19 protein-coding genes are annotated in these 26,492 nt (G+C 73.3%); 10 read left to right on the top strand and 9 right to left on the bottom strand.

Features of this window, described 5'->3' with window-relative positions:
• Positions 1-5: 5 nt before the first annotated feature.
• From ACIQBJ_RS25485 to rarD, 5 genes are all read left to right on the top strand, one after another.
• Positions 6-1,019, top strand: coding sequence for a polyprenyl synthetase family protein (locus tag ACIQBJ_RS25485; protein WP_400714959.1), 1,014 nt, complete (start codon positions 6-8; stop codon positions 1,017-1,019).
• A gap of 44 nt (positions 1,020-1,063) precedes the next feature.
• A complete protein-coding gene (locus ACIQBJ_RS25480) occupies positions 1,064-1,726 on the top strand; it encodes a LuxR C-terminal-related transcriptional regulator (protein WP_400714956.1) in 663 nt (220 codons plus the stop codon).
• A 141-nt stretch (positions 1,727-1,867) separates the two neighbouring features.
• Positions 1,868-3,835: a 2-oxoacid:acceptor oxidoreductase subunit alpha gene (locus ACIQBJ_RS25475; RefSeq protein ID WP_400714953.1), complete on the top strand. Its 1,968-nt coding sequence runs from the start codon at positions 1,868-1,870 to the stop codon at positions 3,833-3,835.
• A complete protein-coding gene (locus ACIQBJ_RS25470) occupies positions 3,832-4,869 on the top strand; it encodes a 2-oxoacid:ferredoxin oxidoreductase subunit beta (protein ID WP_400714950.1) in 1,038 nt (345 codons plus the stop codon). Before ACIQBJ_RS25475 ends, ACIQBJ_RS25470 begins: the two co-directional genes overlap by 4 nt.
• 103 nt (positions 4,870-4,972) lie before the next feature.
• Positions 4,973-5,914 (top strand): EamA family transporter RarD, encoded by a 942-nt coding sequence (rarD, locus tag ACIQBJ_RS25465; RefSeq protein WP_400714947.1) that lies wholly within the window; start codon positions 4,973-4,975, stop codon positions 5,912-5,914.
• Positions 5,915-5,921: 7 nt separating this feature from the next.
• Here rarD and ACIQBJ_RS25460 read toward each other — a convergent pair whose 3' ends face one another.
• Positions 5,922-7,175, bottom strand: coding sequence for an extracellular solute-binding protein (locus ACIQBJ_RS25460; RefSeq protein ID WP_400714944.1), 1,254 nt, complete (start codon positions 7,173-7,175; stop codon positions 5,922-5,924).
• Positions 7,176-7,400: 225 nt separating this feature from the next.
• Between ACIQBJ_RS25460 and ACIQBJ_RS25455 the strand changes: the two genes are divergently transcribed.
• Positions 7,401-7,802 (top strand): hypothetical protein, encoded by a 402-nt coding sequence (locus tag ACIQBJ_RS25455; RefSeq protein ID WP_400714941.1) that lies wholly within the window; start codon positions 7,401-7,403, stop codon positions 7,800-7,802.
• On the opposite strand, the gene ACIQBJ_RS25450 is transcribed toward ACIQBJ_RS25455, so the two are convergent.
• A complete protein-coding gene (locus ACIQBJ_RS25450) occupies positions 7,799-9,046 on the bottom strand; it encodes an outer membrane lipoprotein carrier protein LolA (protein WP_400714938.1) in 1,248 nt (415 codons plus the stop codon). The two genes, ACIQBJ_RS25455 and ACIQBJ_RS25450, sit on opposite strands and share 4 nt — an antisense overlap.
• A 184-nt stretch (positions 9,047-9,230) precedes the next feature.
• On the opposite strand from ACIQBJ_RS25450, the gene ACIQBJ_RS25445 reads away from it, so the two are divergent.
• Both ACIQBJ_RS25445 and ACIQBJ_RS25440 read left to right on the top strand, forming a co-directional pair.
• The gene (locus ACIQBJ_RS25445; protein WP_400714935.1) at positions 9,231-11,816 is read left to right on the top strand and encodes a bifunctional FO biosynthesis protein CofGH; all 2,586 of its coding nucleotides are present in this window, start codon (positions 9,231-9,233) and stop codon (positions 11,814-11,816) included.
• A 139-nt stretch (positions 11,817-11,955) separates the two neighbouring features.
• A complete protein-coding gene (locus ACIQBJ_RS25440) occupies positions 11,956-13,059 on the top strand; it encodes an ADP-ribosylglycohydrolase family protein (RefSeq protein WP_400714932.1) in 1,104 nt (367 codons plus the stop codon).
• Between the two features lie 97 nt (positions 13,060-13,156).
• Here ACIQBJ_RS25440 and ACIQBJ_RS25435 read toward each other — a convergent pair whose 3' ends face one another.
• From ACIQBJ_RS25435 to ACIQBJ_RS25425, 3 genes are all read right to left on the bottom strand, one after another.
• On the bottom strand, positions 13,157-13,363 hold the full coding sequence (locus ACIQBJ_RS25435) for a DUF397 domain-containing protein (protein ID WP_400714929.1): 207 nt from the start codon (positions 13,361-13,363) through the stop codon (positions 13,157-13,159).
• Positions 13,360-14,217 (bottom strand): helix-turn-helix domain-containing protein, encoded by an 858-nt coding sequence (locus ACIQBJ_RS25430; protein ID WP_400714926.1) that lies wholly within the window; start codon positions 14,215-14,217, stop codon positions 13,360-13,362. Before ACIQBJ_RS25430 ends, ACIQBJ_RS25435 begins: the two co-directional genes overlap by 4 nt.
• A gap of 318 nt (positions 14,218-14,535) precedes the next feature.
• A complete protein-coding gene (locus tag ACIQBJ_RS25425; RefSeq protein WP_400714923.1) occupies positions 14,536-15,264 on the bottom strand; it encodes a GPP34 family phosphoprotein in 729 nt (242 codons plus the stop codon).
• A gap of 300 nt (positions 15,265-15,564) precedes the next feature.
• Here ACIQBJ_RS25425 and ACIQBJ_RS25420 point away from each other — a divergent pair, with 300 nt between their 5' ends.
• On the top strand, positions 15,565-17,940 hold the full coding sequence (locus ACIQBJ_RS25420) for a hypothetical protein (RefSeq protein ID WP_400714920.1): 2,376 nt from the start codon (positions 15,565-15,567) through the stop codon (positions 17,938-17,940).
• Between the two features lie 66 nt (positions 17,941-18,006).
• Here the strand turns inward: ACIQBJ_RS25420 and ACIQBJ_RS25415 are convergent, their stop codons facing one another.
• Positions 18,007-18,942, bottom strand: a complete 936-nt coding sequence (locus tag ACIQBJ_RS25415) for a YhjD/YihY/BrkB family envelope integrity protein (protein WP_400714917.1) — start codon at positions 18,940-18,942, stop codon at positions 18,007-18,009.
• Between the two features lie 75 nt (positions 18,943-19,017).
• Positions 19,018-19,788 carry a polyprenol monophosphomannose synthase gene (locus tag ACIQBJ_RS25410; RefSeq protein WP_400714914.1) on the bottom strand — a complete coding sequence of 257 codons (771 nt, stop codon included), beginning with the start codon at positions 19,786-19,788 and terminating at the stop codon, positions 19,018-19,020.
• A 599-nt stretch (positions 19,789-20,387) separates the two neighbouring features.
• On the opposite strand from ACIQBJ_RS25410, the gene ACIQBJ_RS25405 reads away from it, so the two are divergent.
• Entirely contained in the window at positions 20,388-25,217 is a 4,830-nt protein-coding gene (locus ACIQBJ_RS25405) for a DUF3320 domain-containing protein (RefSeq protein ID WP_400714912.1), read from the top strand.
• Here ACIQBJ_RS25405 and ACIQBJ_RS25400 read toward each other — a convergent pair.
• A complete protein-coding gene (locus ACIQBJ_RS25400; protein ID WP_400714909.1) occupies positions 25,189-25,926 on the bottom strand; it encodes a 4'-phosphopantetheinyl transferase in 738 nt (245 codons plus the stop codon). The two genes, ACIQBJ_RS25405 and ACIQBJ_RS25400, sit on opposite strands and share 29 nt — an antisense overlap.
• Positions 25,920-26,489, bottom strand: a complete 570-nt coding sequence (locus tag ACIQBJ_RS25395) for an MOSC domain-containing protein (RefSeq protein WP_400714906.1) — start codon at positions 26,487-26,489, stop codon at positions 25,920-25,922. The genes ACIQBJ_RS25400 and ACIQBJ_RS25395 overlap by 7 nt, the downstream gene beginning before the upstream one ends.
• Between the last annotated feature and the right edge of the window lie 3 nt (positions 26,490-26,492).

Raw genomic sequence — 26,492 nt, 5'->3', positions numbered from 1 at the left:
TCAGCGTGACCGTCGTGGGGCCCTTCGGGCTGAGCGTGCAGGACCGCGATCTGACCCGCGACGTCCAGGCGGGGATGGAGGCCGTGGAGGCCGCCCTGATCGAGGCCGTCAAGAGCGACGTGCCCTTCATCACGGTGACCGCCAGCCACCTGATCGAGGCCGGGGGGAAGCGGTTCAGGCCGCTGCTGGTGATGCTCGCCGCGCAGTTCGGCGACCCGGCCGCCTCCGGCGTGGTGCCGTCCGCGGTGGTGGTCGAGCTGACCCACCTGGCGACGCTCTACCACGACGACGTGATGGACGAGGCGCCGGTGCGCCGCGGCGCCCCCAGCGCCAACAGCCGCTGGGACAACTCGGTCGCCATCCTCACCGGCGACTTCCTGTTCTCGCGCGCCTCCCAGGTGCTCTCCGACCTCGGCCCCGAGGCCGTCCGGATCCAGTCCGACGCCTTCGAACGGCTCGTCACCGGCCAGATCCTGGAGACCGCCGGGCCGCGCCCCGAGGACGACCCGCTGCGCCACTACCTGGACGTGATCTCCGGCAAGACCGGCTCGCTGATCGCCGTCTCCTGCCGCTTCGGCTCGCTGATGGCCGGGGCCGAGCCGTGGATCGTCGACCTGCTCACCCAGTACGGCGAGCGGATCGGCACCGCCTTCCAACTCGCCGACGACGTCCTCGACATCGCCAGCGACGGCCACGAGTCCGGCAAGACCCCCGGCACCGACCTGCGCGAGGGTGTGCCCACCCTGCCGGTGCTGATGCTCCGCCAGATGCCCGTCGACCCGGCCGACCCCGAGGACGCCCGGCTGCGCGAACTCCTCGACACCGACCTGGCGGCCGACGACGGGGCGCACGCCGAGGCGCTGCGCCTGCTGCGCCGGCACCCGGCGCTGGAACGCGCCCGCCGCGAGACCCTGCGCTACGCCGAGGAGGCCCGGGCGCTGCTCGACACCCTGCCGGAGTGCTCGGCCAAGGCGGCGCTGCAGGAGCTGTGCGACACGGTGGCGATCCGCACGATGTGATGTTCGGTCCGACCGGGCGGCCGCCGCGCGCTAGGGTCGGTGCCATGTTGCGCGTGGTGATCGCCGAGGACTCCGTGCTGCTCCGGGAGGGGCTGACACGGTTGCTGACGGACCGGGGGATGGAGGTCGTGGCGGGCGTCGGGGACGGCGACGCGCTCGTCCGGACCATCGACGAACTGCACGGCGCGGCCGCGCTGCCCGACGTGGTGGTGGCCGACGTCCGGATGCCGCCGACGCACACCGACGAGGGCGTCCGGGCCTGCGTCGAACTGCGCGGCCGCTACCCGCAGTTGGGCGTCCTGGTGCTGTCGCAGCACGTCGAGGAGCAGTACGCGGGCGAGCTGCTGGCCGGCTCCACCCGGGGCGTGGGCTACCTGCTGAAGGACCGGGTCGCCGAGGTCCGCGAGTTCGCGGACGCGGTGCGCCGGGTCGCCGAGGGCGGCACCGCGCTCGACCCGGAGGTGGTGCAGCAGTTGCTGAGCCGCAGCCGGCAGGTCGACACGCTGGCGAACCTGACGCCCCGTGAGCGCGAGGTGCTGGGCCTGATGGCCGAGGGCCGGACCAACGCGGCGATCGCCAAGCAGCTGGTGGTGTCGGACGGCGCGGTGGAGAAGCACGTGTCGAACATCTTCCAGAAGCTGGGTTTGGGCCAGAGCCAGCAGGACCACCGGCGGGTTCTCGCCGTCCTCGCCTACCTGGAGTCCTGACCTCGGGGGACTTGCCGGGGCGGTCTGTGCGAGTTCCCTTCCAGCGGTGCTCTGCCCGCTTAGGATTCCCTTGGTGCGCCAGGCGGACGGGGCACACGGCTCACGCCCGCTGCTGGTTCCCCTTCGAGGAGGTCCGCGGCAGTGACCAGTCAGGTCGATCAGTCAGAGGCAGTGGACGGCTCGGACGGCGAGCGCCGGACGGGACCGGCCTCGCCCCGGTCGGGCCCGCAGGACGGGCCCGGGCGTCCGGCCAAGCCGATCCGGCGGCTGGACCGGGTGATCATCCGGTTCGCCGGCGACTCGGGCGACGGCATGCAGCTCACCGGCGACCGCTTCACCTCGGAGACGGCGGCGTTCGGCAACGACCTGTCCACGCTGCCGAACTTCCCGGCCGAGATCCGGGCCCCCGCAGGCACCCTGCCGGGCGTCTCCAGCTTCCAGCTGCACTTCGCCGACCACGACATCCTCACCCCGGGCGACGCCCCGGACGTGCTGGTCGCGATGAACCCGGCGGCGCTCAAGGCGAACCTGCCCGACCTGCCGGCCGGCGCCGAGATCATCGTCAACACCGACGAGTTCACCAAGCGCGCGCTCGCCAAGGTCGGCTGGTCGGCGGACCCGCTGGCCGACGGCTCGCTGGAGGCGTTCCGGCTGCACCCGGTGCCGCTGACCACGCTGACCCTGGAGGCGCTCAAGGAGAGCGGCCTGGCCCGCAAGGACGCCGAGCGGGCGAAGAACATGTTCGCGCTCGGCCTGCTGTCCTGGATGTACCACCGGCCCACCCACGGCACCGAACTGTTCCTCCGTCAGAAGTTCGCCAAGAAGCCGCAGATCGCCGAGGCCAACGTGGCCGCGTTCCGGGCCGGCTGGAACTTCGGCGAGACCACCGAGGACTTCGCGGTCTCCTACGAGATCCCGCCGGCCAAGCTCCCGGCCGGCACCTACCGCAACATCTCCGGCAACCTGGCGCTGGCGTACGGCCTGGTCGCGGCGGGGGAGCGGTCCGGGCTGCCGGTGTTCCTCGGCTCCTACCCGATCACCCCGGCCTCGGACATCCTGCACGAGCTGTCCAGGCACAAGAACTTCGGCATCCGCTCCTTCCAGGCCGAGGACGAGATCGCCGGCATCGGCGCGGCCCTCGGCGCGGCCTTCGGCGGCGCGCTCGGCGTCACCACCACCTCCGGCCCCGGCGTGGCGCTGAAGTCCGAGACCATCGGCCTCGCCGTGTCGCTCGAACTCCCGCTGCTGGTGGTCGACATCCAGCGCGGCGGCCCCTCCACCGGCCTGCCGACCAAGACCGAGCAGGCCGACCTGCTGCAGGCGATGTTCGGCCGCAACGGCGAGGCCCCGGTGCCGATCGTCGCCCCCGCGACGCCCGCCGAGTGCTTCGACGCCGCCCTCGACGCGGCCCGGATCGCGCTCACCTACCGCACCCCGGTGTTCCTGCTCTCGGACGGCTACCTGGCCAACGGCTCCGAGCCGTGGAAGATCCCGGACGTCGACGAACTCCCGGACCTGCGGGTCGAGTTCGCCACCGAGCCGAACGGCCCCGACGGCAGCTTCCGCCCCTACCAGCGCGACCCGCTGACGCTGGCCCGCCCGTGGGCCGTCCCCGGCACGCCCGGCCTGGAGCACCGGATCGGCGGCATCGAGAAGCAGGACGGCACCGGCAACATCTCCTACGACCCGGCGAACCACGACTTCATGGTCCGCACCCGGCAGGCCAAGATCGACGGCATCGAGGTGCCCGACGTCGAGGTCGACGACCCGAGCGGCGAGGCCGAGGTGCTGGTGCTCGGCTGGGGCTCCACCTACGGCCCGATCGCGGCCGCGGTGCGCCGGGTCCGGGCCGACGGCGGCCGGGTCGCCCAGGCCCACCTGCGCCACCTCAACCCGTTCCCGGCCAACCTCGGCGCCGTCCTGGGCCGCTACCGGCGGGTGATCGTCCCCGAGATGAACCTGGGCCAGCTCGCCCTGCTGCTGCGCGCCAAGTACCTTGTCGACGCCCAGTCCTACAACCAGGTGCGCGGCCTGCCGTTCAAGGCCGCCCAGCTCGCCGACGTGCTGCACGCGGCGATCGGCACCCTCGAAGCGGAGGAGAACCGATGACCGACTTCCCCGCGCTGCGGCTCGTCCCCAAGGCGGACGCCCCGCAGTCCGCGAAGGACTTCAAGACCGACCAGGAGGTCCGCTGGTGCCCCGGCTGCGGCGACTACGCCGTGCTGGCCGCCGTCCAGTCCTTCATGCCCGAGCTGGGCATCCGCCGTGAGAACACCGTCTTCGTCTCCGGCATCGGCTGCTCCTCGCGCTTCCCGTACTACATGAACACCTACGGGATGCACTCGATCCACGGCCGCGCCCCGGCGATCGCCACCGGCCTGGCCGCGTCCCGCCCCGACCTGTCGGTCTGGGTGGTGACGGGCGACGGCGACGCGCTGTCGATCGGCGGCAACCACCTGATCCACGCGCTGCGCCGGAACGTCAACCTGAAGATCCTGCTGTTCAACAACCGGATCTACGGCCTGACGAAGGGCCAGTACTCGCCCACCAGCGAGATCGGCAAGATCACCAAGTCGACGCCGATGGGCTCGCTGGACGCCCCGTTCAACCCGCTGTCGCTGGCGATCGGCGCGGAGGCGACCTTCGTCGCCCGCACCATCGACTCCGACCGGCAGCACCTGCAGTCCGTGCTGCGGGCCGCGGCGCAGCACGAGGGCACCGCGCTGGTCGAGATCTACCAGAACTGCAACATCTTCAACGACGGCGCGTTCGAGGTCCTCAAGGAGCCGGGCACCCGGGACGAGGCGCTGATCCGGCTGGAACACGGGCAGCCGGTGCTGGTCGGCGCGGACCGGCACGTCGTCCGGGACGCCGACGGCGAACTGCGGATCGTCCCGCGCACCGAGGGCACCGCGCTGGTCCACGACGCCCACGCGGCCGGGCCCGGCACCGCCTTCGCCCTCACCCGCCTCGCCGACGCCGACACCCTGCACCACACCCCCATCGGCGTGCTGCGGGACGTCGCCCGCCCGGTCTACGACACCCTGATGGGCGAGCAGCTCGCCCGGGCCGAGGAGCAGAAGGGCCGCGGCGACCTGGGCGCCCTGCTCGCCGGGTCGAGCACCTGGACGGTGAACGCCTGAATCCCCCGGCTGTCAGTAGCCATAGTTCGGAACGGGGATGACACCCGCACCCGCGGGCCGCTACCTTTCGGGGAAACGACGGCACGCGGGTGAGGGGCAGGCCATGGCGGAGACGGCGCGGGAGGCCAGGGTCGGGCTGTGGAACGGCTTCGCGGCGTACGGGATGTGGGGGCTGTTCCCGCTGTTCTGGCCGCTGCTGGAGCCCGCCGGCGCGCTCGACATCCTGGCGAACCGGATGGTGTGGTCGCTGCTCGCGGTCGCGCTGATGCTGCTGGTGCGGCGCCACTGGGGCTGGGTCCGCCCGCTGCTGCGGCAGCCGCGCCGGCTCGCGCTGCTGACCCTCGCCGCCGCCACCGTCTCGGTCAACTGGGGCGTGTACATCTGGGGCGTGAACTCCGGGCACGTGGTGGAGACCAGCCTCGGGTACTTCATCAACCCGCTGGTGACGATCGCCTTCGGCGTGCTGGTGCTGCGCGAGCGGCTGCGCACCGCGCAGTGGGCGGCGGTCGGGACCGGCGCCGCGGCCGTCGCGGTGCTCACCGTGGCGTACGGCCGCCCGCCGTGGATCGCGCTGGTGCTGGCGCTGTCCTTCGCCACCTACGGGCTGATCAAGAAGAAGGTCGGGCTGGGCGGCGCCGAGAGCCTCGCGGTGGAGAGCGCCGTGATGTTCCCGTTCGCGCTCGGCCTGCTGGTCTACCTGGGGGTCCGCGGCGAGGGCACCTTCGGGCACGGCGCCGGCCACACCGCGCTGCTGATGGTCAGCGGGGTGATCACCGCGGTGCCGCTGATGTGCTTCGGCGCGGCCGCGCTGCGGGTGCCGCTGACCACGCTCGGGCTGCTGCAGTACCTGGCGCCGGTGTTCCAGTTCTCGATCGGCGTGCTGGTCTTCCACGAGTCGATGCCGCCGGCCCGCTGGGCCGGCTTCGCCCTGGTCTGGGTCGCCCTGGTGGTGCTCAGCTGGGACGCGCTGCGCCGGGTCCGGGCCGAGCGGCGGCAGCGGCCCGCCCCGGTCCGCGACACCGTGCCGGACGCCGTCGCGGGCTGACGGCCGGTCAGACCAGGGCCAGCTCGCGGGCCAGCCGGGCACTGTCCCGGTGCCCGGTGAACGCGGTCGCGGCGCCCAGCGCGGCGGCCCGGCGGCGCGCCCCGAGCAGGCCGCCGTGGGTCAGCGAGTCGAGCGGGCGGCGGACCCGCCACTCGTCCAGCGACCAGCGGGCGTACGGGCCGAACAGGGCCCGGGTGGGCTCCGGCAGGTCGGTGCGGGCGGGGACGGCGGCCCGGGCCCCGTTCAGCGCCACCTGGCCGTCCAGGCTCGCGCAGACGTCCAGCCAGGCGAGCGCGGCCTGGCGGTGCCGGGCGCCGCGCGGCAGGACGAACACGTCGAGCCGGGACTGGAACACCTCGGCGGTGCCGGGCGCGGCCGCCCACCGGTAGTCGGTGCCCGGGCGCAGGCCGAGGCTGTCGCGCAGCCAGCCCTCCGCCCAGTCCCCGGTGAGCAGGTACGCGGCCTGGCCGGAGCCGAACCGGTGCGCCGCGTCGGTCCAGTCGTCGTCCGGGGCGGGCGGGGCGGCCAGGTCGAGCAGGGTGTCCAGGAGGCGCAGCGCGCTGTCGGTGGCGGCGTCCCGCCAGGGGCCGCCGGGCCGCCACAGCGCCTCGAAGGCGTCGGGGCCGTGCGCGGCCAGCAGCAGGGTCTCCAGCAGGTGCAGCACCTCGGCGGGGCCGCCGACGGCGAGCGGGGTGCGCAGGCCCGCCGCGGCCACCCGCCGCAGCTCGGCCACCAGCAGGCCGGGCCGGGACGGGGCGGACGAGGCCCCGGCCGCGGCGAGCAGCCGGGCGTCCGACCAGAGCAGGTTGGTCCGCCGCACCCCGGCCGGGACGGCCAGCGCCGCGCCGCCGGCCCGCAGCCGCGGCAGCAGCGAACCGGGCAGCCCCGCGGACCAGCCGCGGCTCCGGAACAGCCCGTCCAGCGGCTCCAAGTGGTCGGCCAGGTCGGCGAGTTCGGCGCCGCCGGAGCAGCGCAGGCTGTCCGGGGGCGACCCGGCGGCGAGCCGGGCCGTGAGGTCGCCGCCGGGCGGGGCGGAGCCGTCGCCGGCCACGAAGGTGACGTCCGGGGCGCGGCCCTTGAGGCTCGCCAGCAGCGCCTGCAGCCCGTTCTGCTCCGGCCCCGACGTCCAGCCCGTGGACACCTCCAGCAGCCCCGCCGGGCCGTCCGCCGAACTGGCCTCCGCCGGGCCGAACCGGGCCAGCACGGTCGCGCACGCGGCGGCCACCCCGCCCAGCAGGACTCCACGACGGGTGATCTGCACGGCACTCCAGCGGACGGTCGAACGGGCGGGCGGACGGACAACGGACGAGCGGTCCGGAGCGGCCCACCATCCCACCGTCCGACCCGAGTCCGCGTCAAGTGCCGGGCCGGGCCGGACGCTCCGGAAGAACGCCTTCGCGGGATCTCCTCAACCGGACTTCCGGACTGCTAACGTCCGTGCTGCGCGACCCGGCCGCAGCTGTCCCGGCGCGCGGGAGGAACTCCGATGGTCCACCTCGCCCGGCCCGTGCTCCACCACGTGCCCGCCCTGCGGCGGGAAGCCTGCGGGTCGCAGAGCGGGGAGCTGCGGATCACCCGGCCGCGCGGGGCCCCCGCGGCGATCCGCTGGCAGCCGCTGGACGGCGACCCCGTCGACCTGCTCCCGCCCTACCGCCTCGACCGGGTCGAACTCCGGCACTCGCACCGGGCCCGCCTGCACGGCCTCACCGCGGGCGTCCGCCTGCTCACCGCGGACTGGGCCCCGCTCTTCCTGGTCTCCCCCTCCCACCTGCCCGCGCTGGCCCTCGCCGCGGCCTCCACCCGGGAACAGACGGGGGCCCGAGGAGCGCCGGCCCCGAGGGAACTCCTCGGCCCCACCCGCTCCCCGGGCCCCCGGGAACCCCGCTAGCCCGCCTTCGCGGCCTTCGCGACCTTCGACAGGGTCTCCGGCGTCACCGCACCGACGAAGACCCGGCCGTCCGGGGTGACGAGGGTGTTGACGATCCGGGTGGAGACCAGCGTCCCGCCGTCGACGGGGCGGCCGGTGAACTTGGCCAGGCCCTTCGCGGCGTCCGCGCCCGCGTTGCCGTACGCGACCGCCGTCCAGCCCTCGCCGATCACGCCGCCGTCCTTGCCGTCGAACTGCGGGCCGTCACCGGGCTTGCCGTCGCCGGGCTTGCCGTCGTTCTTGCCGTCGTTCCTGCCGTGCTCCGGCAGGGCGGGCAGCACCGAGGAGAGCGGGTTCCCGGCGTGCTCGGACGCGGACCGCTCGACCACCTTGGCGCCCTTGGGGACGTCGAACCGGAAGGTCTTGGCGTCCGGCTTCGCGTAGGAGAGCGAGCCGAAGCGGACGTCGAACGCGGTCGCGCCGTCGACCGTGCGGAGCTGGACGGCCAGCGGCATGCCCTTCTCGGCGTCCACCGAGATCCGGATCTCGGCGACCGTCGAGCCCTCCTGGGTGGGCTTGACGCTCAGCCGGTACGCGGCGTGGCCGGCCACCCGCTCGGTGCCGGAGACGGTGACCGAGGTGGTCTTCGCGGAGACCGCGAGCAGCTGCTTGGCGACCTCCTGCGGGGTGACCGAGCCGGGGCCGGCCGTGCCGTCGGGGCGGTGCCCGTCGGCGCCCGGCGCGCCCGTCAGGTGCAGGGCCTGCTGGGAGGCGCGGTCGAAGGCCCACACCTGGTCGCCGTCGTGGACCAGCTCGTAGCCGGTCTGCTGGCCGGACAGCGTGACCCGCTGGCGGTCCGGGCCGTCGGCGGCGACCGTCAGGGTGTGCGAGCCGCCGAGCAGTTCGACGGCCTTGAGCTGCGGGTCGGCGCCGCCGGTGGACGCGCCGGCGCTGCGGGCCAGCCCGCCCAGCGGGCCGCCGCCGCTCGCGAGGTCGGTCAGCGCGGTCGGCAGGCCGAGGTCGGCGCTGACCCGGACGGTGCCGCTGAAGGTGTCGGTGTTGCTCGAGAGCACCTTGGCCACCAGCTCCTGGGCACTGACCGCCGGCAGGTTCGGTGCCTCGTCGCTGGCGAGCGCCGGCACCAGGCCGATGCCGGTGGCGACCACTGCGGCCACCGCGACCGGCACCCCGATCCGGACGGCGGCGCGCCGCCGACCGGCCGTCGGCGCCGTCATGTCCTGTGCTGCCGTGGCTTCCTGCTCCATTGCGGCCCCCTTCCGAGCTCTCTGCGCTGTCACTCTCCATTAGAGCCGCCGGGCGCCCCGGAAACGTCGCCCGCCGGCACCACATCGCGGTACGTCTCGCGTCGCATCCGGCCGACCCCGACCCTGAGGCGCCGTCAGGGTCGCCGTAGTCCTGGAGGCGGAGCACTGTCGTAGGGTCGGGCCCATGAGCCCTCAGACGCCCCCGGCCGCCGACTACCCCACCCCGACGGCGATGCGGCGCGCGCTGCGCCGGGCCCGGGACGGCGTGGCGCTGGACACCGCCGAGGCGGCGGTGCTGCTGCGGGCCCGCGGCACGGACCTGGCCGAGCTGTGCGCCGTCGCCGCCCGGCTCCGGGACGCCGGCCTGGAGCAGGCCGGCCGCCCCGGCGTCATCACGTACTCGCGCAAGGTGTTCGTCCCGCTCACCCGGCTCTGCCGGGACCGCTGCCACTACTGCACCTTCGTGACCGTGCCCGGGAAGCTCCGCAAGGACGGGCACGGCCTGTACCTGTCCCCGGACGAGGTGCTGGACATCGCCCGCAAGGGAGCCGAACTCGGCTGCAAGGAAGCCCTGTTCACGCTCGGCGACCGCCCCGAGGAGCGCTGGCCGGAGGCCCGCGAGTGGCTGGACGCGCACGGCTACGACGACACCCTGGCGTACGTCCGGGCGATGGCCGTCCGGGTGCTGGAGGAGACCGGCCTGCTGCCGCACCTCAACCCCGGCGTGCTGAGCTGGACGGACTTCCAGCGACTCAAGCCGGTCGCCCCGTCGATGGGCATGATGCTGGAGACCACCGCCACCCGGCTCTGGTCGGAGCCCGGCGGCCCGCACCACGGCTCGCCCGACAAGGAACCGGCCGTCCGGCTGCGGGTGCTGGAGGACGCCGGGCGCAGCGCGGTGCCGTTCACCACCGGGGTGCTGATCGGCATCGGCGAGACCCACGAGGAGCGGGCCGACGCGCTGCTGGCGATCCGCAAGGTCTCCCGCGCCTACCAGGGCGTGCAGGAGGTGATCGTGCAGAACTTCCGGGCCAAGCCGGACACCGCGATGCGGGCCATGCCGGACGCCGAACTCTCCGAGCTGGCCGCGACGGTGGCGGTGGCCCGGCTGGTGCTCGGCCCGGCCGCCCGGATCCAGGCCCCGCCGAACCTGGTGGACGCCGAGTACGCGCTGCTGATCGGCGCGGGCATCGACGACTGGGGCGGCGTCTCCCCGCTGACGCCCGACCACGTCAACCCGGAGCGCCCCTGGCCGCACGTCGAGGAGCTGGCCGAGCGCACCGCCGCCGCCGGGTACGAGCTGCGCGAACGCCTGACCGTCTACCCCGAGTACCTCAAGCGCGGCGAGCCCTGGCTCGACCCGCGGCTGCTGCCGCACGTCCGCGCGCTCGCCGACCCGGCCACCGGCCTCGCCGCCGAGGGCGTCCGCCCGGTCGGCCTGCCCTGGCAGGAGCCGGACGAGCCGATGACCGGCGGCGGCCGCACCGACCTGTTCCGCACCGTCGACACCGAGGGCCGCACCGGCGACCGCCGCTCCGACTTCGACGAGGTGTACGGCGACTGGGAGTCGCTGCGCGAGCAGGTCGGCGTCCCCGTGCCGCGCCGGCTCGACGGCGAGCTGCGCACCGCGCTGTCCGTCGCCGCCGACGACCCGCGGAAACTGACGGACGACCAGGCGCTGGCCCTGTTCCAGGCCGACGGGGACGCGCTGGACGCGCTCACCCGGATCGCCGACGAACTGCGCCGCGCCACCGTCGGCGAGGACGTCACCTACTGCGTCACCCGGAACGTCAACTTCACCAATGTCTGCTACACCGGCTGCCGGTTCTGCGCCTTCGCGCAGCGCCGCACCGACGCCGACGCCTACACCCTGTCGCTGGAGCAGGTCGCCGACCGGGCCGAGCAGGCCTGGCAGGTCGGCGCGACCGAGGTCTGCATGCAGGGCGGCATCCACCCCGACCTGCCGGGCACCGCCTACTTCGACATCGCCCGGGCCGTGAAGGAACGGGTGCCGGGCATCCACGTGCACGCCTTCTCGCCGATGGAGGTGGTCAACGGCGCCACCCGGACCGGCCTGCCGATCCGCGAGTGGCTGCTCCGGGCGAAGGAGGCCGGACTGGACTCGATCCCCGGCACGGCGGCGGAGATCCTCGACGACGAGGTCCGCTGGGTGCTCACCAAGGGCAAGCTGCCCGCCGCGACCTGGGTCGAGGTGGTGACCACCGCGCACGAGCTGGGCATCCGCTCCTCGTCCACGATGATGTACGGCCACGTCGACACCCCGCAGCACTGGCTGGGCCACCTGCGGCTGCTCGCCGGGATCCAGCAACGCACCGGCGGCTTCACCGAGTTCGTCACCCTGCCGTTCGTCCACACCAACGCCCCGGTGTACCTGGCCGGCATCGCCCGGCCCGGCCCGACCGCCCGCGACAACCGGGCGGTCACCGCGATGGCCCGGCTGCTGCTGCACCCGCACATCCCCAACATCCAGACCAGCTGGGTGAAGCTCGGCGCGGAGGGCGCCGCCGAGATGCTCCGCTCCGGCGCCAACGACCTCGGCGGGACGCTGATGGAGGAGACCATCTCCCGGATGGCGGGCTCCTCCTGGGGCTCCTACAAGTCGGTCCGCGACCTGGAGGCGACCGCCGCGCTGGCCGGCCGCCCGGCCCGGCAGCGCACCACCCTGTACGGCGAGGTGCCCGCCGAGCGCCGGGCCGCCGCGCTGGCCTCCGACGGGCACCTCCCGCAACTGCTGCCGCTGGCGGACTGAACCGGGCCCGGCGGGGCGGGCCGGACGACGGGGTCGGACGGCCGGGCGGCGGATCGCGCAACCGACCGACCCTTCGCTCGGATCTTCGAATACAGTGCGTCTGCTGTCCGAGACCCCGACCGAAAGGTTCCGCCCCGTGATGCCCCTGTGGTCGCGCGCCCAGCAGCAGGACTTCCGCAGCCGGGTCCGCGGCTGCCTGCTCGGCGGCGCGCTCGGCGACGCGCTCGGCGGCGGCATCGAGTTCGAGCAGCTGGAGCAGATCCGCGAGGCCCACGGCCCGCAGGGCGTCACCGGCTACGTCCCCGCCTACGGGCGGCGCGGCGCGATCACCGACGACACCCAGATGACGCTGTTCACCGTCGACGGCCTGATCCGCTCGCACATCGCCCGGGAGAGCGGCGCCTGGCACCCGCCCACCGACGTGCACCGCGCCTACCTGCGCTGGTACGCCACCCAGCAGGACTGGGGCCCCGACGAGCGCCGCACGGACCTCGGCTGGCTCGGCCGCGAGGAGTGGCTGTACGCCCGCCGCGCCCCCGGCCAGGCCTGCCTGTCCGGCCTGGCCGGCACCGCGGACGGCCCGCTGCCGACCGTCGAGGAGCCGCGCAACCCCGGCTCCAAGGGCTGCGGCACCGTCATGCGGGCCGCCCCGTTCGGACTGCTCACCGCCTGGGACCCGGCCCTGGTCTTCCAACTCGCCGTCGAGTGCTCGGTGCTGACCCACGGCCACCCCACCGGCTACCTGTCGGCCGGCGCCTTCGCGGTGATCGTCCACGCGGTGGCCCGCGGCGGCACCCTGGAGGAGGGCGTGCACCTGGCCCTGGCCCTGCTCTCCGAACGCCCCGGCCACGAGGAGACCACCACCGCGCTGCGCGCCGCGCTGGACGCCGTCCGGGTCGGCGCGCCGTCCCCCGAGCGGGTCGAGGAACTGGGGGAGGGCTGGGTCGCCGAGGAGGCGCTCGCCATCGGCCTGTACTGCGCGCTGGTCTCCGAGGACGTCCGCACCGGCCTGCTGCTGGCCGTCAACCACTCCGGGGACAGCGACTCCACCGGCTCGATCTGCGGCAACCTGCTGGGCGCCCTGCACGGCGAGACCGCGCTCCCGCCGGAGCTGGTCGCCGAGGTCGAGGGCCGCGGGGCGATCCTGGAACTCGCCGACGACCTGGTGCTGGAACTGCTGCACGGCCCCGAACTGCACGGCACCGGCGCCTGGAACGAGCGCTACCCCACCGTCGGCGCCTGACGGCGTCCGAGCCCCTCCGGAACGCCGCGGGCCGGAACGGCACGGGGCCCGCCGCGCGGGAAGCGGCGGGCCCCGTGGCCGTGGAACGGACGGCGGATCAGACCTCGCCGAAGGCACCCGCGCCGGCGGCGGTCGCGAAGGCCGCCCAGGCCTCGCGGGAGAAGCGCAGCTGCGGGCCCTGCGGGTCCTTGGAGTCACGGACCGCGATCGAGGACGCGCTCGGCACGGCGATCTCGACGCAGGCGCCGTTGCCGCCGCTGTAGCTGCTCTTGCGCCAGGTCAGGGTGTCGGTGGCCTTGCTCATTTCATGAACTCCTCTGCGATTTCGGTGATCATCGACCGGCTGTCCGTGACGCTCAGCGCCGCGGCCCGCAGGTGGTCGTACAGATTGGTATATCGGCGCACGTCGGCTTCCTTCTCCAGGTAGAGATCGCTCGTCACTCCTTCGAAGTAGACGACCGTGGAATCCGCGGACTCGGGAAACTCCATCAGGGAAAATGTCCCGGTCATGCCGGGATGGGCCCCGTGAATGAATGGGATGACCTGGAGGTTGATGTTCGGGCGCTCGCCGAGGGCGATCAGTTGGTACAACTGCTCCGCCATCACGCGTGGCCCGCCGACCTGACGGCGCAGCACCGCCTCGTCTATGACCACCCACAGGCTGCCCAGCTGGTCCTCGCCGTGTATCCGGTGCTGCCGCTTGAGCCGCACGTCGACCCGGCGGCGGATCGCGGCCGGGTCCGTGTCGGGCTGGGTGCCGGCCACCACGGCCTCGGCGTACTCCCTGGTCTGCAGCAGGCCCGGCACGAACGAGGACTCGTAGGCCCGGATCGAGGAGGCCTCCGCCTCCAGGCCGATGTAGACGCTGTACGGGATGTCCCCGAACTCGTGCCACCAGCCGCGCTGGCGCGACTCCTTGGCCATCTCCATCAGCCCGGCGCGGACCCGCTCGTCCTCCACCTCGTAGACGTCGCACAGGTCGCGCACGTCCCGCTGGCTGATCGAGCGGCGGCCGTTCTCCAGGCGGCTGATCTTCGACTGGGAGACCATCAGGCGGCCGGCCACCTCCTCGGCGGTCATCCCCCTCTGTTCGCGGAGCCGACGGAGCTCGGCACCGAGACGGCGGCGGCGGACCGTCGGGTTCACGCTGGCGGACACATCGACCTCCGGCCGTACCTCTGGCAACAGTGCGGTAATTGGTACCAACCCCCCTGACGCTTCGCAGCATGCCACCTCAACTGCGGTCCGTGCCTGGAAATCGAAGTACCGCAGTAGAACAGATCATCGGAAAATAGCTCAATAGGGATCGCCGTACTTGCGCGCGGCCGGTCCGGCACGCTAAGGGGAGTCCCGGCCCCGACAAGCCCCCTGACGGCCCGTCACACCGGGCCGGGAACGGCGAAGGGCGGCCGACCCGGTGACTCGCACCGGGCCGACCGCCCTTCCTCCGAACCGACCGCTAACGGCGCGCGCCGCTCATCGGGCGCCCACCCGGCTGGCCACGCTCCGCCCGGCAGCGGCGGGCCGCCCGGCCGGACCCCGTGGACCCACGGGCGCCGACGGCCGGCCCTGCTGCTGCGACGGCAGACCGTTCTGCACGTCCATCACCGCGTGGGCCACCATGCCGCCCAGCGGGTCGTACCTGATCAGGTCCCGGAGTCGAGAGCGCGAGGACCGCCCCTCGTTCCCCGGGTACAGGTGCTTGCCCAGCCCCACCGCGTGCGCCAGCGCCGCCAGCGCCGCCGTCCGCGGGTCCGGCGGCACGCCGGTGCGGATCGCGGTGTCCAGCCGCTGCTTGATCGCCGCGTTGGTGCAGTCGTCCGACGCCTGGTACCGCGTCGTCGGCAGCACCCCGCACACCTGGCCGGCCACCGCCGTCACCATGCCGCACCGTTCCAGGTGCGCCAGGTACGTCTGCCGCAGGCCCAGGCGCGGGCCGCCGATCCAGTGAGCGGCGCGCACCGGGCTGCCGCGCCGGCGCAACAGCTCCAGTGCATGGTCAAGGGTCGGGTCACCGGTCGGCCGTGGCACCACCACGGCGATCCGGTCCCCGTCCGGGGCTATCCTTCCGGCCAGGGCCAGCTCGACGAGCTGCGCCCCGGCAAGTCCGAGATCGAGGGTCTGCGGCTGCGCGGTGGTACCCGTGGCCGGGTCCAGCGCGAGCAACAACAGCTCCTCGGGAATGGTTCGACGGCCTCTGCCCATCCAAGCCTCCCCGCGTGGATGAATGACAGGGTGACGCCTCTCACACGGGCTTGTCGAGTACGCCTCCGAATCGTGACCTTGCCCGGGCAGGCGGGAACCACGGTCCGACGGGCCCGCGTCTGACCGGGAAACGGCTCGTCGAGCCGTGAAAAACCGCCGGTCGGGCGGGGTGAGGCGGGCCATCGCGGCCTCGGTGCCGGAGACTGTACAGGTGCCGGGCCGGGTCGAGAACCCACCCGAAAAAAACCAGCTTGTGTGATCGGACCGGCGGTGCCGGGCGGACGAGGAGGAGTGGGTTACGTGGGCGAGTCCCCGCAGAGCGAGCGGCGAGACGGCGAGACGCGACGGGGCGGAGCCGCGCAGGACCCGCGCGAGCCCGGCGAGGGCGGCTCCACCGTCCACCTCCGTGTCCGCGATACGGACAGCCCCACCACCGCCCTCCGCCTGCCCGTCGACCGCGACACCACCACCCTCCGCACCGACGACCTCGACCTCCCCGAGTCCGCCGACGCCCTCGCCGGCCCCCGTCCCACCCCTCGGGACGAGAAGGCCACCCCGCCCGAGACGCCTGCGGAAGCCGCGTCCGCGGAACCGGACGAGGAAGAAACGGCCGACGACCCCTCGGACACCACCGAGCAGCCCGCGAAGGACGGCACGGAGGACGCCGAGCCCGCCGAGGACGACGCGCCCGCGGCGGAGAACGACGACGAACCTGCCGAGGCCGCCGAGGACGAACCGGTCGCTGCCGGGCCGGAGCCGACCATGACGCTGCGGCTGGGGGCCTTGCCCCCGGCGGAGGAGGACGAGCCCGCCGAGGACGCCGAGCCTGTGGCGGAGAAGGACGAACCGGTCGCTGCCGCACCGGAGCCGACCATGACGCTGCGGCTGGGTGCGTTGCCTCCGGCCGAGCCTGCCGAGGACGACGCGCCCGCGGCGGAGAAGGACGACGAGCCTGCCGAGGCCGCCGAGGACGAGGACGAACCGGTTGTTGCCGCGCCGGGACCGACGATGACGCTGCGGCTGGGCGCCTTGCCCCCGGCCGAGAAGGACGACGACGAGCCTGCGGCAGCGGAGGAGGCGGACGAGGACGATGAGCCGGTCGTCGCCGGGCCGGAGCCGACGATGACGCTGCGGCTGGGGGCCTTGCCCCCGGCCGAGAAGGACGAGGACGCCGAGGGCGGTGAGCCGGTCGGGCCCGAGCCGACGATGACGTTGCGGGTCGACAAGGACCGTCCCGAGCGGACCGTCAGGCTGCGGGCGCCCGAGGCCGCCGGTCCGGCCGAGGCGAAGACGGTGAAGACCGTCAAGCCCGCCCCCGCGCCGCAGGCTCCCGTTCCCGCCCCCGCACCCGCCCCGGCGGCGGCCGTCGTCGTGCCGCAGGAGGCCGCTCCGCCGGGGCCGGACAGCACCATCGAGGCGCTGGAGGTGCTGAAGGCGCTCAGCGCGCGGCCGATGACGCCGTTCCGGCGGGCGATGAAGCGGGTCGTGGTCTGGGGCGTCTTCCTGTCCGTGGTGCTGGGGGTGCTGGTCGCCGCGCAGCTGCTGCGCCCGCTGCCGCAGCCGAAGGCCAAGCTGGGCCTGGCGGACTCGTACACCTTCGGCGGGGAGCCGCTGAACATCCCGTGGCCGGCCAAGGGCCAGGCCGCCGCCGCGGTGGTGGGGGTGGGCGACCTGGGCTCCTCGGGGGAGGAGAAGGCCGTCCCGATCGCCTCCGTCACGAAGGTGATGAACGCCTACCTGATCCTGCAGGCGCACCCGCTGAAGAAGGGCCAGACCGGCCCGGTGATCACGGTGGACAAGCAGGCCGCGCAGGAGTCGGCCAACGCCGACGAGTCGAAGGTGACGCTGACGGAGGGCCAGCAGATCAGCCAGTACGAGGCGCTGGAGATGCTGATGCTGCCGTCCGCGAACAACGTGGCCCGGCTGCTGGCCCGTTGGGACTCCGGCAGCGAGGACGCCTTCGTCAAGAAGATGAACGACACCGCCGCGAAGCTGGGCATGGCCAACACGGTCTACGCCGACCCGGCCGGGTACAACGCCGACACCAAGTCGACGGCCAAGGACCAGCTGAAGCTGGCCGCGCAGGTGATGAAGGACGACATCTTCCGGCAGGTGGTCGCCGAGCCGGACACCCGGTTCAACGGCCAGCGGGTGTTCAACACCAACGGGCTGCTCGGCAAGAACGGCAACATCGGCGTGAAGACCGGCTCGTCCACGCCCGCCCAGTCCGCCTTCATGTGGGCCGCGGTCAAGGACATCGGCGGCGTCAAGCGCACCCTGATCGGCGTCACGCTGTCCCAGCCCGCGACCAAGGAGGAGCCCAGCCTGGTGCGGGCCGCCCAGCCGGTCAGCCAGAAGATCAACGTGGCCGCGCAGGAGGCGCTGACCGGGCAGACCCTGGCCAAGCAGGGCCAGGTGGTCGGCCGGGTGGACGACGGTCTCGGCGGCAGCGTCCCGCTGATCGCCACCAAGGACCTCACGGTGGCCGGCTGGTCCGGCATCACCGCGCGGCTGACCATGACCCCGATCGGCACCCTCGCCCACACCCTCCCGGCCGGCACCCAGGTCGGCACCCTCTCCGCGGGCGACGGCGAGGACCGCGTCGAGGTCCCGGTGACCCTGCAGACCGACCTCGCCCCGCCGTCCATCGGCTCCCGCCTGCTGCGCCTCGGCTAGCGGCGGCACCGGCACGCACGGCGAAGGGCCCCCGACCGGGGGCCTTCGCCGTGCGCGGGGGAGGTCTCACCAGCTGCCGGGCGCGGTGGGGGTGCCGAGGCGGCGGGCCAGCACCGGCTCCTCGGCGAGCACCCGGCCCAGCACCAGGGCCAGGGTGACGGCGGTGAACAGCGCGATCAGCCAGGACAGCGCGGTGAACACCACCCCGTACGGGCCGAACTTCTCGACCGAGACGGACATCGCGTGCGGGAGGTACACCTTCGCGGCGACGCCCAGCGCCACCTCGCCGACCCCGCACAGCACCGCGCCCGGCAGCAACGGGTACCAGCGGACCCGGCCGCCGAGCAGCAGGTGCTGGGTCCACCACCAGACCGCGGTGGAGACGGTGAAGGTCAGCGGGACGCCCAGCCACGGGCCGGCCCCGAAACCGTCCCGCAGCGGCACCTGGACCACCAGGAACACCAGCCAGCCCAGCAGCCACACCACCCAGCGCCACAGCGCCAGCCGGGCGCTGTTCTTCGGCATCTCCCAGGCCCGTTCGCAGACCCGCTGCAGGGCCCGGCTCAGCGCCGTCGCGGAGGCCAGCGTGACCAGCACGCCGACCACGCCGAAGCTCTGGCTGCCGCCGTCGTCGTGCGGGGTGTTCATCAGCTGCCGGACCTGCTCCTGGGCGGCCCCCTGCAGGCCGAGCTGCTCGCGCAGCGCGTTCGTGACGCCGTGCTTGATCGACGCGGGGGCGAACACCGCGAGCACGAACAGGGCGGGCAGCGCCGACAGGAAGGCCTGCGCGGCCAGCCGGGTCGCGTTGTCCAGCAGGTTGACCCGGATCAGGCTGCCGACCGCGCGGCCCACCAGCGGGATGCGCTCGGGCGCGGCCTTGGCGGACTCGCCGAGCCGGGCCGCCCGGGCCTTCGCCGCGCCCCACCGCCCGCCGTCCCGCTGCGGGGCCGGGGCCGGGTTCTCGTCCGGTTCCCGGTCCGCTCCTCGCCGTGGCTCTGTCACGCCGCAACCTCCGCATGCTCCGCCGGGCCGGGAACACCCATCGTCACCCGGCCCGCGGAGGCGCGGCGCTGCCGCCTACTTCTTCCGGGTGAGCTTCGCGACCCGGGCGGAGAGGCCCCAGGAGGTGACCCGCCACAGCGCCTCGACGACGATGTCGCGGCTCATCTTCGACGCGCCGTGCTCGCGCTCCACGAAGGTGATCGGCACCTCGGCGACCTTGTACCCGGCCTTCACGGCCCGCCACGCCAGGTCGACCTGGAAGCAGTAGCCCTGCGAGGCGACCTCGTCCATGCCGAGCCCGAGCAGGGTCTCCTTGCGGAAGGCCCGGTAGCCGCCGGTGACGTCGCGGATCGGGACGTCCAGCATCAGCCGGGAGTACGTGGAGCCGCCCTTCGACAGCAGCAGCCGGGACTTCGGCCAGTTCACCACCGCGCCGCCGGGCACCCAGCGGGAGCCCAGCACCAGGTCGGCGCTGTGCAGCGCGGTCAGCAGCCGGGGCAGCTCCTCGGGCTGGTGGGAGCCGTCGGCGTCCATCTCCACCAGGACGTCGTAGCCGTTGTCGATGCCCCAGTGGAACCCGGCCAGGTAGGCCGCGCCGAGGCCCTCCTTGCCCTTGCGGTGCAGCACCTGGACGTGCGCGTCCCCGGCGGCCAGCGCGTCCGCGAGCTTGCCGGTGCCGTCGGGGCTGTTGTCGTCGGCGACCAGCACGTGGGCCTCCGGGACGGCGGCGCGGACGCGGGAGACGATCCGCTCGACGTTCTCGGCCTCGTTGTAGGTCGGGATGATCACCAGAATCCTGCCGAGACCGGCGAACGGGGTCGGCGGGTTCTCCGGGGAGGGAGTCACAGGCGGCTGCCTTTCGAGTGCGACGAACCGGGGCGCCACGAGCGCGCAGCACCCACCGTAGGCCACCGCGGGCACCACCCCGCCCGCCACGGCCCCGGCACAGGGCAGCTGCGGCATCGGAGCAGCATGCCGCCGGTCCTCGGGGAACCGTGCGACTGCCGGACCCTGCGTCCCGGAAAGGTCGCCGGTGTTCTTCTTGATTGTTGCGGAGCGGCTCTCGGCGCATCGTGCCGGGGGCGAATTCCTGGGGGCCGTCACCACGCGTGCCCGGTGCCCATCGGATCGAATGGGCGGATACGAATTCCCCGGGTTCGGGGGAGGATGCCGTCGCCTCGGCCCGTGACGAAGTCCGGCCCGTGCCCAGGAGCGGGGAGGCTGCGGGCGACCCATAACGATCCGCCTACGGCAGCGGGCGTGCGCACCGGAGTGTGGAACAGTGATCGCCACGCACGTCACCGTGCGTATGCATGCCGACACACTTGCGCGCCCGGGGCCGCATATCTGGCGCGGACAGAATTCCTGGATGGGTGAACATGCCGATGACCAGCACCCCCGCCGCGACCGGCCCGGGGGACCCGGGGCGGGACAGGCTACTGCGAGTGCTGGGGGACTGGCGCGAGTCACTGCTGGACCTGAGCGGCCGCAACAAGTTGCTCAACTTTCGGCACACGCGAACCGCCACCCTGGAGATACAGTCCCCGGACGCCTCCATGCTGTTGGCCGGGCTGGCACGCGGCTGGGACTTCGTCTCTCCCGCGGAGGCCTCCGAGGGTGACCGCGTCGTGCTCTCCAAGGAGTCGGGTCGGCCCGCAGGTCTGGTGACGCAGAAGACGACCGAGGCCGGTCTGCTCGTCGCGGTCAACCGGCTGCGCAACCAGTCGGGCCAGATGTACAACGACTTCGGTCTGTGGGTGCTCTGGCTCGGGGTGGGCATCCTCGACTGGCGCGAATCGGACACTCAGGAGAATCCGTCCTCGGCACCTCTCCTCCTGGTTCCCGTCGAGCTCCGTCGGGACCGCGGCGGTCGGTCACGCCTGTACGCGGCCGAGGACCAGGACGCCGTCCACAATCCTGCGCTCGCCGTCAAGCTGGCCCGCATGGGCGTGGACTGGACCTCGGTCGGAAAGGCCGATGTCTCCGACCTCGCCGCGGTGCTCGCGGCAGCACGGAAGATCGCTGCCGGCCGACAGGGCTGGGCGGTCAACGAGCGGGTCGTGCTGAGCCTGTTCGCCTCCCACAAGGAGGCGATGTACCACGACCTGCAGCAGAACGAGGAGCAGATTCTCGCCCACCCCCTGGTCCGGGCGGTCGCGCTGGGCCCGGACGCCGGGCTCCCCGGTGATCTGGTCGGCTTCGACCCGCCGGGTCCGGAGCGGATCGACGATGTCCAGCCACCCGAGCGCACTCCCCTCGTGCTGGATGCGGACGCTTCGCAACGGCAGTGCGTCGCAGCCGCCCTGGACGGCCGCTCCTTCGTCGTGAGCGGACCCCCGGGAACGGGCAAGAGCCAGACGATCACCAACTTGATCGCTGCTCTGATGCACGCCGGCCGCACCGTCCTGTTCGTCAGTGAGAAGGCGGCCGCGCTCGATGTCGTGCGCAATCGTCTGGGAGACGTCGGCCTCGCGGACTTCGTCCTCGCCCTGCACAGCGGTGACACGTCGAAGAAGGCCGTGGCGACCGAGCTGGGCCGGGTGCTCAGGACCGAGGTGCGGGTCAACGGGGCTGCCGCACACGAGCTCGAGCGGGCCCGCGAGCTCCGGGAGGCCCTGTCCGCGTACGCAGCAGCGATGAATGAACGCCGCGAACCCCTGGGGCGCACGCTGCACGACGTCCTCGGCCGCCTCGTCCAGCTGGAGCCGGGAGACGGCGACCGGCCCGGCATGCGTCTCGACGGGGCCCGAATCGGTCGGGAGCTCTCCGCCTCCGCGCTGCAGCGGACGCTCGGTGCGGCCGAGTCGATCGGCCGTGCCTGGCGTCCGGCCGTCGAGGGTGAGAACTTCCTCTGGCGGCAACTGGTCGGCGCGTCCCCGCTCGATGCACTGGCCCGGGCGGACGATGCGCTGGAGCAGGTCGAAGCGGTGTGTCGAAGGCGCCCCCTCGCCGAGCTCGGGAACGAGCCGGGCAACGCCCAGGAACTCACCGCACTGGTGCGTGCCCTGCGCGCAAAACTGCCCACGACCGCGGTTCCCACGGGGGCTTCGCTGCCGGACGACCCCTCCGCCCTGCTCGCCGAACTGGCCGATGTCTTCGGCATGTCCAAACCCGCGTCCGTATCGGCCGCCTTCGACGTGCTGGAACTCGCCGACCTCGCCGGGGCCGCCCACCGCCCGCCTGCCGCCTGGCTGGACGCGGAAACGCTGGCACGCGCAGCGGCGGCTGCGATCGAGCTGGCCGATGCCATCGGTGCGGAGCGGGCGGCGGCGGAACGTGCGGCCGACGTGTTCGGCGACCAGGTGCTCCGGGCCGAGGGCCTGGCCGCAGTGGTGCAGCGGTTCACCGAACAGCACCACGGACTGATGGCCCGCTTCTCCGCCCAGTACAAGGCCGACCGGGCCGAGGCAACTGCCCTGACCAGGAACGGAACCTGGCACAAGAACCTGCCCCGCCGCCTCGACGATGCGCTCGCGTGGCAGCGGGCCGCAGCCAGGACCGCGGCGCTGCTCGGTGAGCACAGCTCCCTGTTCGGCCGCTACACCCCGCGGGACGCACCCGGTTTCGACCGGCTCCAGCAGGCCCTGGCCACCGCCCGGCGTATCGTCGAGCTCTCCGCCGCGGCCGAACGGCGCGACCTGGTGGCGGCCCAGGTCGCGGACGACGCTGTCATCGGCCACCAGGTCCCGCTGCTGGCCCGTGCGGTGCGTGATGCCCTGGCCGGCTGGTGCGACCACGCGGACCGGCGGCTCCGTCGATGGACCGAACAAGTCGCCGTGCTGATCGGGCTCTTCGCCGATTCCCGCGCCATTGGGCTGTCACTGCAACTGTCGGGCTCCTTCGCGCAGGCGCGCACCTTGGTCGACCGCTTTGTCGAGGACGGACAGGGCGCGGAGGAGTGGCGCGCGTTCAGTGGTGGCCTGGAGCAGTTGCGTCCCCTGGGCGTCGACGAACTGGTGCCGCGCAGTGTGGAGAGGGGTGTCGCCGCGGCGGACTTCCCCGCAGTCGTCGAAGGCGTGTTGCTGCGGGCCTGGGCCGATGCCGTGCTCGACGCGGACCCGCGGCTGCGAGTCGGCCGCTCGGCCGATCTGGACGCGCGGGTCGAGGACTTCCGGGAGGCGGACCGCAGATTGGTCACCGCCGCCAGGGGCGCGGTGATCGGCGCGATCAACAGTCGCCGGCCGCGCAGTTTCGCCGGCGGTTCCGCAGCGGTGATCGCGCGGGAGGCCGAGAAGAAGACCCGCCACATGCCCGTCCGGGATCTGCTGTCGCGGACGGGTGAGGTGGTCCGGCTGGTGAAGCCCTGTTTCATGATGAGTCCGCTGACGGTCAGTCAGTTCGTTCCGGCGGACTACCGGTTCGACGTCGTCATCTTCGACGAGGCGTCCCAGGTGCGGCCCGGCGACGCGGCCAACTGCATCTACCGCGGCAAGACCCTGATCGTCGCGGGGGACGAGAAGCAGCTTCCGCCGACGTCGTTCTTCGACTCCGCGGTCGGGGACGACTCCGACGAGTGGGACGAGGACACCCCCGACAGTTTCGAGTCGCTGCTCCACGCCTGCCGGGCCGGGGCGATGCGCACACTGGACCTCCGCTGGCACTACCGCAGTCGTCACGAGAATCTGATCACCTTCAGCAACCGGTCGTTCTACGGCAACTCGATGATCACCTTCCCCGGAGCCCACGAGACCGGCAACCACGTCGGCGTCGAGTTCTTCCGGGCCGACGGTGTCTACGACCGTGGCGGGAGGGCGGACAACATGGTCGAGGCGGAACTGGTCGCCCGGCGTGTGCTGCACCACTTCGACACCCGCCCCGGTCGGAGCCTGGGCATCGTCGCCCTCTCGCAGGCGCAGGCGTCCGCCATCGAGCTCGCGGTCGAGCAGGCTCGCCGGACGCGGCCGGACCTGGACCGCTTCTTCACCGAGGACCGGCTCGGCGGGTTCTTCGTCAAGAACCTGGAGTCGGTCCAGGGCGACGAGCGCGACGTCATGATCATGTCGGTCGGCTACGGGCGGGACCAGTTCGGCAGGATGTCGCTCAACTTCGGCCCCATCAACCGGCCGGGCGGTTGGCGTCGTCTCAACGTCGCCGTCACCCGTGCCCGTTACCGCATGGAACTCGTCGCCTCCTTCGCGGGGGACGAACTCGGTGACAGCGACAACGAGAGCGTCCAGCACCTCAAGCGCTACCTCCAGTACGCCCAGCACGGTCCCGCGGTGCTCGCCCAGCAGGTCGTGCAGGACGAGGCAGCACCGGAGAGCCCGTTCGAGGAGTCGGTCCTGGAAGTCCTCCAGGGTTGGGGGTACCAGGTCCAGCCGCAGGTGGGCGTGGCCGGGTACCGCATCGACCTCGGCCTGAGGCATCCGGAAGCGCTCGGCTCCTACGCCCTCGGCATCGAGTGCGACGGTGCCATGTACCACTCCTCGAAGGTCGCACGTGACCGCGACCGCCTCCGCGAGGAGGTCCTGGCCGGGCTCGGGTGGAAGCTGTACCGGATCTGGGGGACGGACTGGTACCGCGACCGGGTCGGAGCGCAGAACCGGCTGCGAGCCGCCGTCGAGGCGGCTGTTGCCGAGGCACCCGGAGCGATGGCTCCTGCCCCGGTGCCCGTTCCGGCAGTGGATCCCGGGGTGGAGGAACGGTCGGAACAGCACGCGAAGGGCCCGTCCGGCGAGCCGGAGCGAGTGGCCGTCGACGCCGACCGCGTACGGGCGTGGTCGGCACCGTACCGGACGGCCCGGGTCCAGGCCTTCTCCCGCCACGAGATGCACACCGTGGACGCCAGGCCCGAACTGGGCCGACTGCTCTCCGCCGTGCTGGGGACGGAAGGCCCCGTCCACGAGGACCTGTTGATGCTCCGCGCACGTGAAGCCTGGGGCGTGGCCCGTTCCGGCAAGCGGATTCGCGACAACATCAAGGTCGTACTGGTCGGTCTCGTGCGGGCCGGTACGGTCGAGGAGATCGAGCCGGGGGTCTACGGCCCGGCGGAGGGAGTCTCCCTGCTGGCCCGCACGCCTGATGCGCAAGGGCCTCGCAAGGTGCTGCACGTGCCGTCGGCCGAACGCCGCCTCGCCCTGTACGAACTCGCTTCGGAGTGCCCGGGCATGAGCCGGGAGGAACTCGTCAGGGCGGCATCCGACTTCTTCGGCTGGGGGCGCCTGGGAACCGACATCCGTTCCGCCCTGGAGTCGGACATCGAGCAGCTGTTCAAGGAGACGCGGCTGGCCGGTACCGACGACCGCATCACAGCACGGGCGCCGTCGCGGCCGTGAGCACCAGGCCGTCGCCCGCCAGCCACCGGCCGGTGAAGCCGCGGAGTTCGCGGCCGGCGACCGTCGGCCCCGGGACGAGCAGGCGCGCGGCGAAGGTGCCGTTGTCGGGGTCGAAGGTGAGGTGGGCGTCGTGGAAGCCGAGCGGGCCGCGGGCGAGCGGGTACCAGGCCTTGTAGACCGCTTCCTTGGCGGAGAACAGCAGGGTGTCCCACGGCACGGGGACGGGGGCGGGGCGGCGCGCGAGGGCGGCCAGCTCCGCCCGCTCCTGCGGGAGCGAGACCAGTGCCAGCACGCCGCGGGGCAGGGCCCCGGCGACCTCCGCGTCGATGCCGATCGCGGGGGTGTCGGCGGTCCGCGCGACCGCGGCGGCGCGGTAGCCGGGGCAGTGGGTGATGCTGCCGACGACGCCGGCCGGCCACAGCGGTGCGCCGCCCTCGGCGGAGAGGATCGGCGCGGGCGGCACGCCGAGCCGCCCCAGCGCGACCCGGGCGCAGTGCCGGGCGGTCGTGAACTCCCGCACGCCGGCGGCGGGGGCGCCGCGCACGATCCGCTCCTCGCCGGGGTACAGCTCGACGCCGTCCGGGTCGGAGGTCGTCTCGGCGACCCGGACGAAGTCCGGCAGCAGCGCCGCGAACGACGCGTCCGGCCGCGGGGCGGCCGGACGCGTCGTCGCGGGAGCGGGTCCGTGCGCGGTGCCCGCCGTCAGCATTCGCCGTCGGCGAGCAGCTGCACCTTGTCGCCGGGCCGGACGGTGCCCTCGGTGACGACGCGGGCGCTCATGCCGCGCAGGCGCAGCTCCCGGCCGACCCGCGAGTTGACGAACAGCACCGCGTCCCAGCCGAACCGGGTCTGGAACTTGCTGCAGCCCAGGTGCAGTTCGCGGGTCGCCTCGATGACCGTCGACCCGATCCGCAGCCGGGTGCCCGGCGGGACGTTGGCGATGCTCAGGTCGAGGTCGACGTAGAGCTGGTCGCCGGCGAGCTGCCAGCGGTCCCGGTCCTGCGCCGACACCAGGTCGGCGCAGCGCGAGTTCATCACCGTGAGCTGGCGGTTGACGTCGGGGTCGCCGACCACCTTGTCGCGGCTGCCGCGGCTGCGCCACACGTCGCCCGCCAGGCCCTCCGCGAAGGTGAGCAGGCCCTCGTCGAGGACCTCCCGCTCGCCGATGTCGGGCCGCCGGACGATCATCTCCAGGGTGCCGTTGTCCGCGGGCGAGGAGCGGATGTGCTCCAGGGCCGCCTCCAGGGCGGGACGTTTGACGAACGTGGCCATCGC

It is taken from the genome of Kitasatospora sp. NPDC088391, assembly GCF_044753345.1.
GTDB lineage: Bacteria > Actinomycetota > Actinomycetes > Streptomycetales > Streptomycetaceae > Kitasatospora.
This window is presented reverse-complemented; position numbering and strand designations above follow the sequence as displayed.

Bases quoted from the DNA above. Each gene is read 5' to 3' on its own strand.
- ACIQBJ_RS25450 (WP_400714938.1), bottom strand. From the start codon at position 9,046: ATGGAGCAGGAAGCCACGGCAGCACAGGACATGACGGCGCCGACGGCC.
- ACIQBJ_RS25395 (WP_400714906.1), bottom strand. From the start codon at position 26,489: ATGGCCACGTTCGTCAAACGTCCCGCCCTGGAGGCGGCCCTGGAGCAC.
- ACIQBJ_RS25425 (WP_400714923.1), bottom strand. From the start codon at position 15,264: ATGGGCAGAGGCCGTCGAACCATTCCCGAGGAGCTGTTGTTGCTCGCG.
- ACIQBJ_RS25470 (WP_400714950.1), top strand. From the start codon at position 3,832: ATGACCGACTTCCCCGCGCTGCGGCTCGTCCCCAAGGCGGACGCCCCG.
- ACIQBJ_RS25480 (WP_400714956.1), top strand. From the start codon at position 1,064: ATGTTGCGCGTGGTGATCGCCGAGGACTCCGTGCTGCTCCGGGAGGGG.
- ACIQBJ_RS25455 (WP_400714941.1), top strand. From the start codon at position 7,401: ATGGTCCACCTCGCCCGGCCCGTGCTCCACCACGTGCCCGCCCTGCGG.
- ACIQBJ_RS25400 (WP_400714909.1), bottom strand. From the start codon at position 25,926: ATGCTGACGGCGGGCACCGCGCACGGACCCGCTCCCGCGACGACGCGT.
- ACIQBJ_RS25445 (WP_400714935.1), top strand. From the start codon at position 9,231: ATGAGCCCTCAGACGCCCCCGGCCGCCGACTACCCCACCCCGACGGCG.
- ACIQBJ_RS25435 (WP_400714929.1), bottom strand. From the start codon at position 13,363: ATGAGCAAGGCCACCGACACCCTGACCTGGCGCAAGAGCAGCTACAGC.
- rarD (WP_400714947.1), top strand. From the start codon at position 4,973: ATGGCGGAGACGGCGCGGGAGGCCAGGGTCGGGCTGTGGAACGGCTTC.
- ACIQBJ_RS25440 (WP_400714932.1), top strand. From the start codon at position 11,956: ATGCCCCTGTGGTCGCGCGCCCAGCAGCAGGACTTCCGCAGCCGGGTC.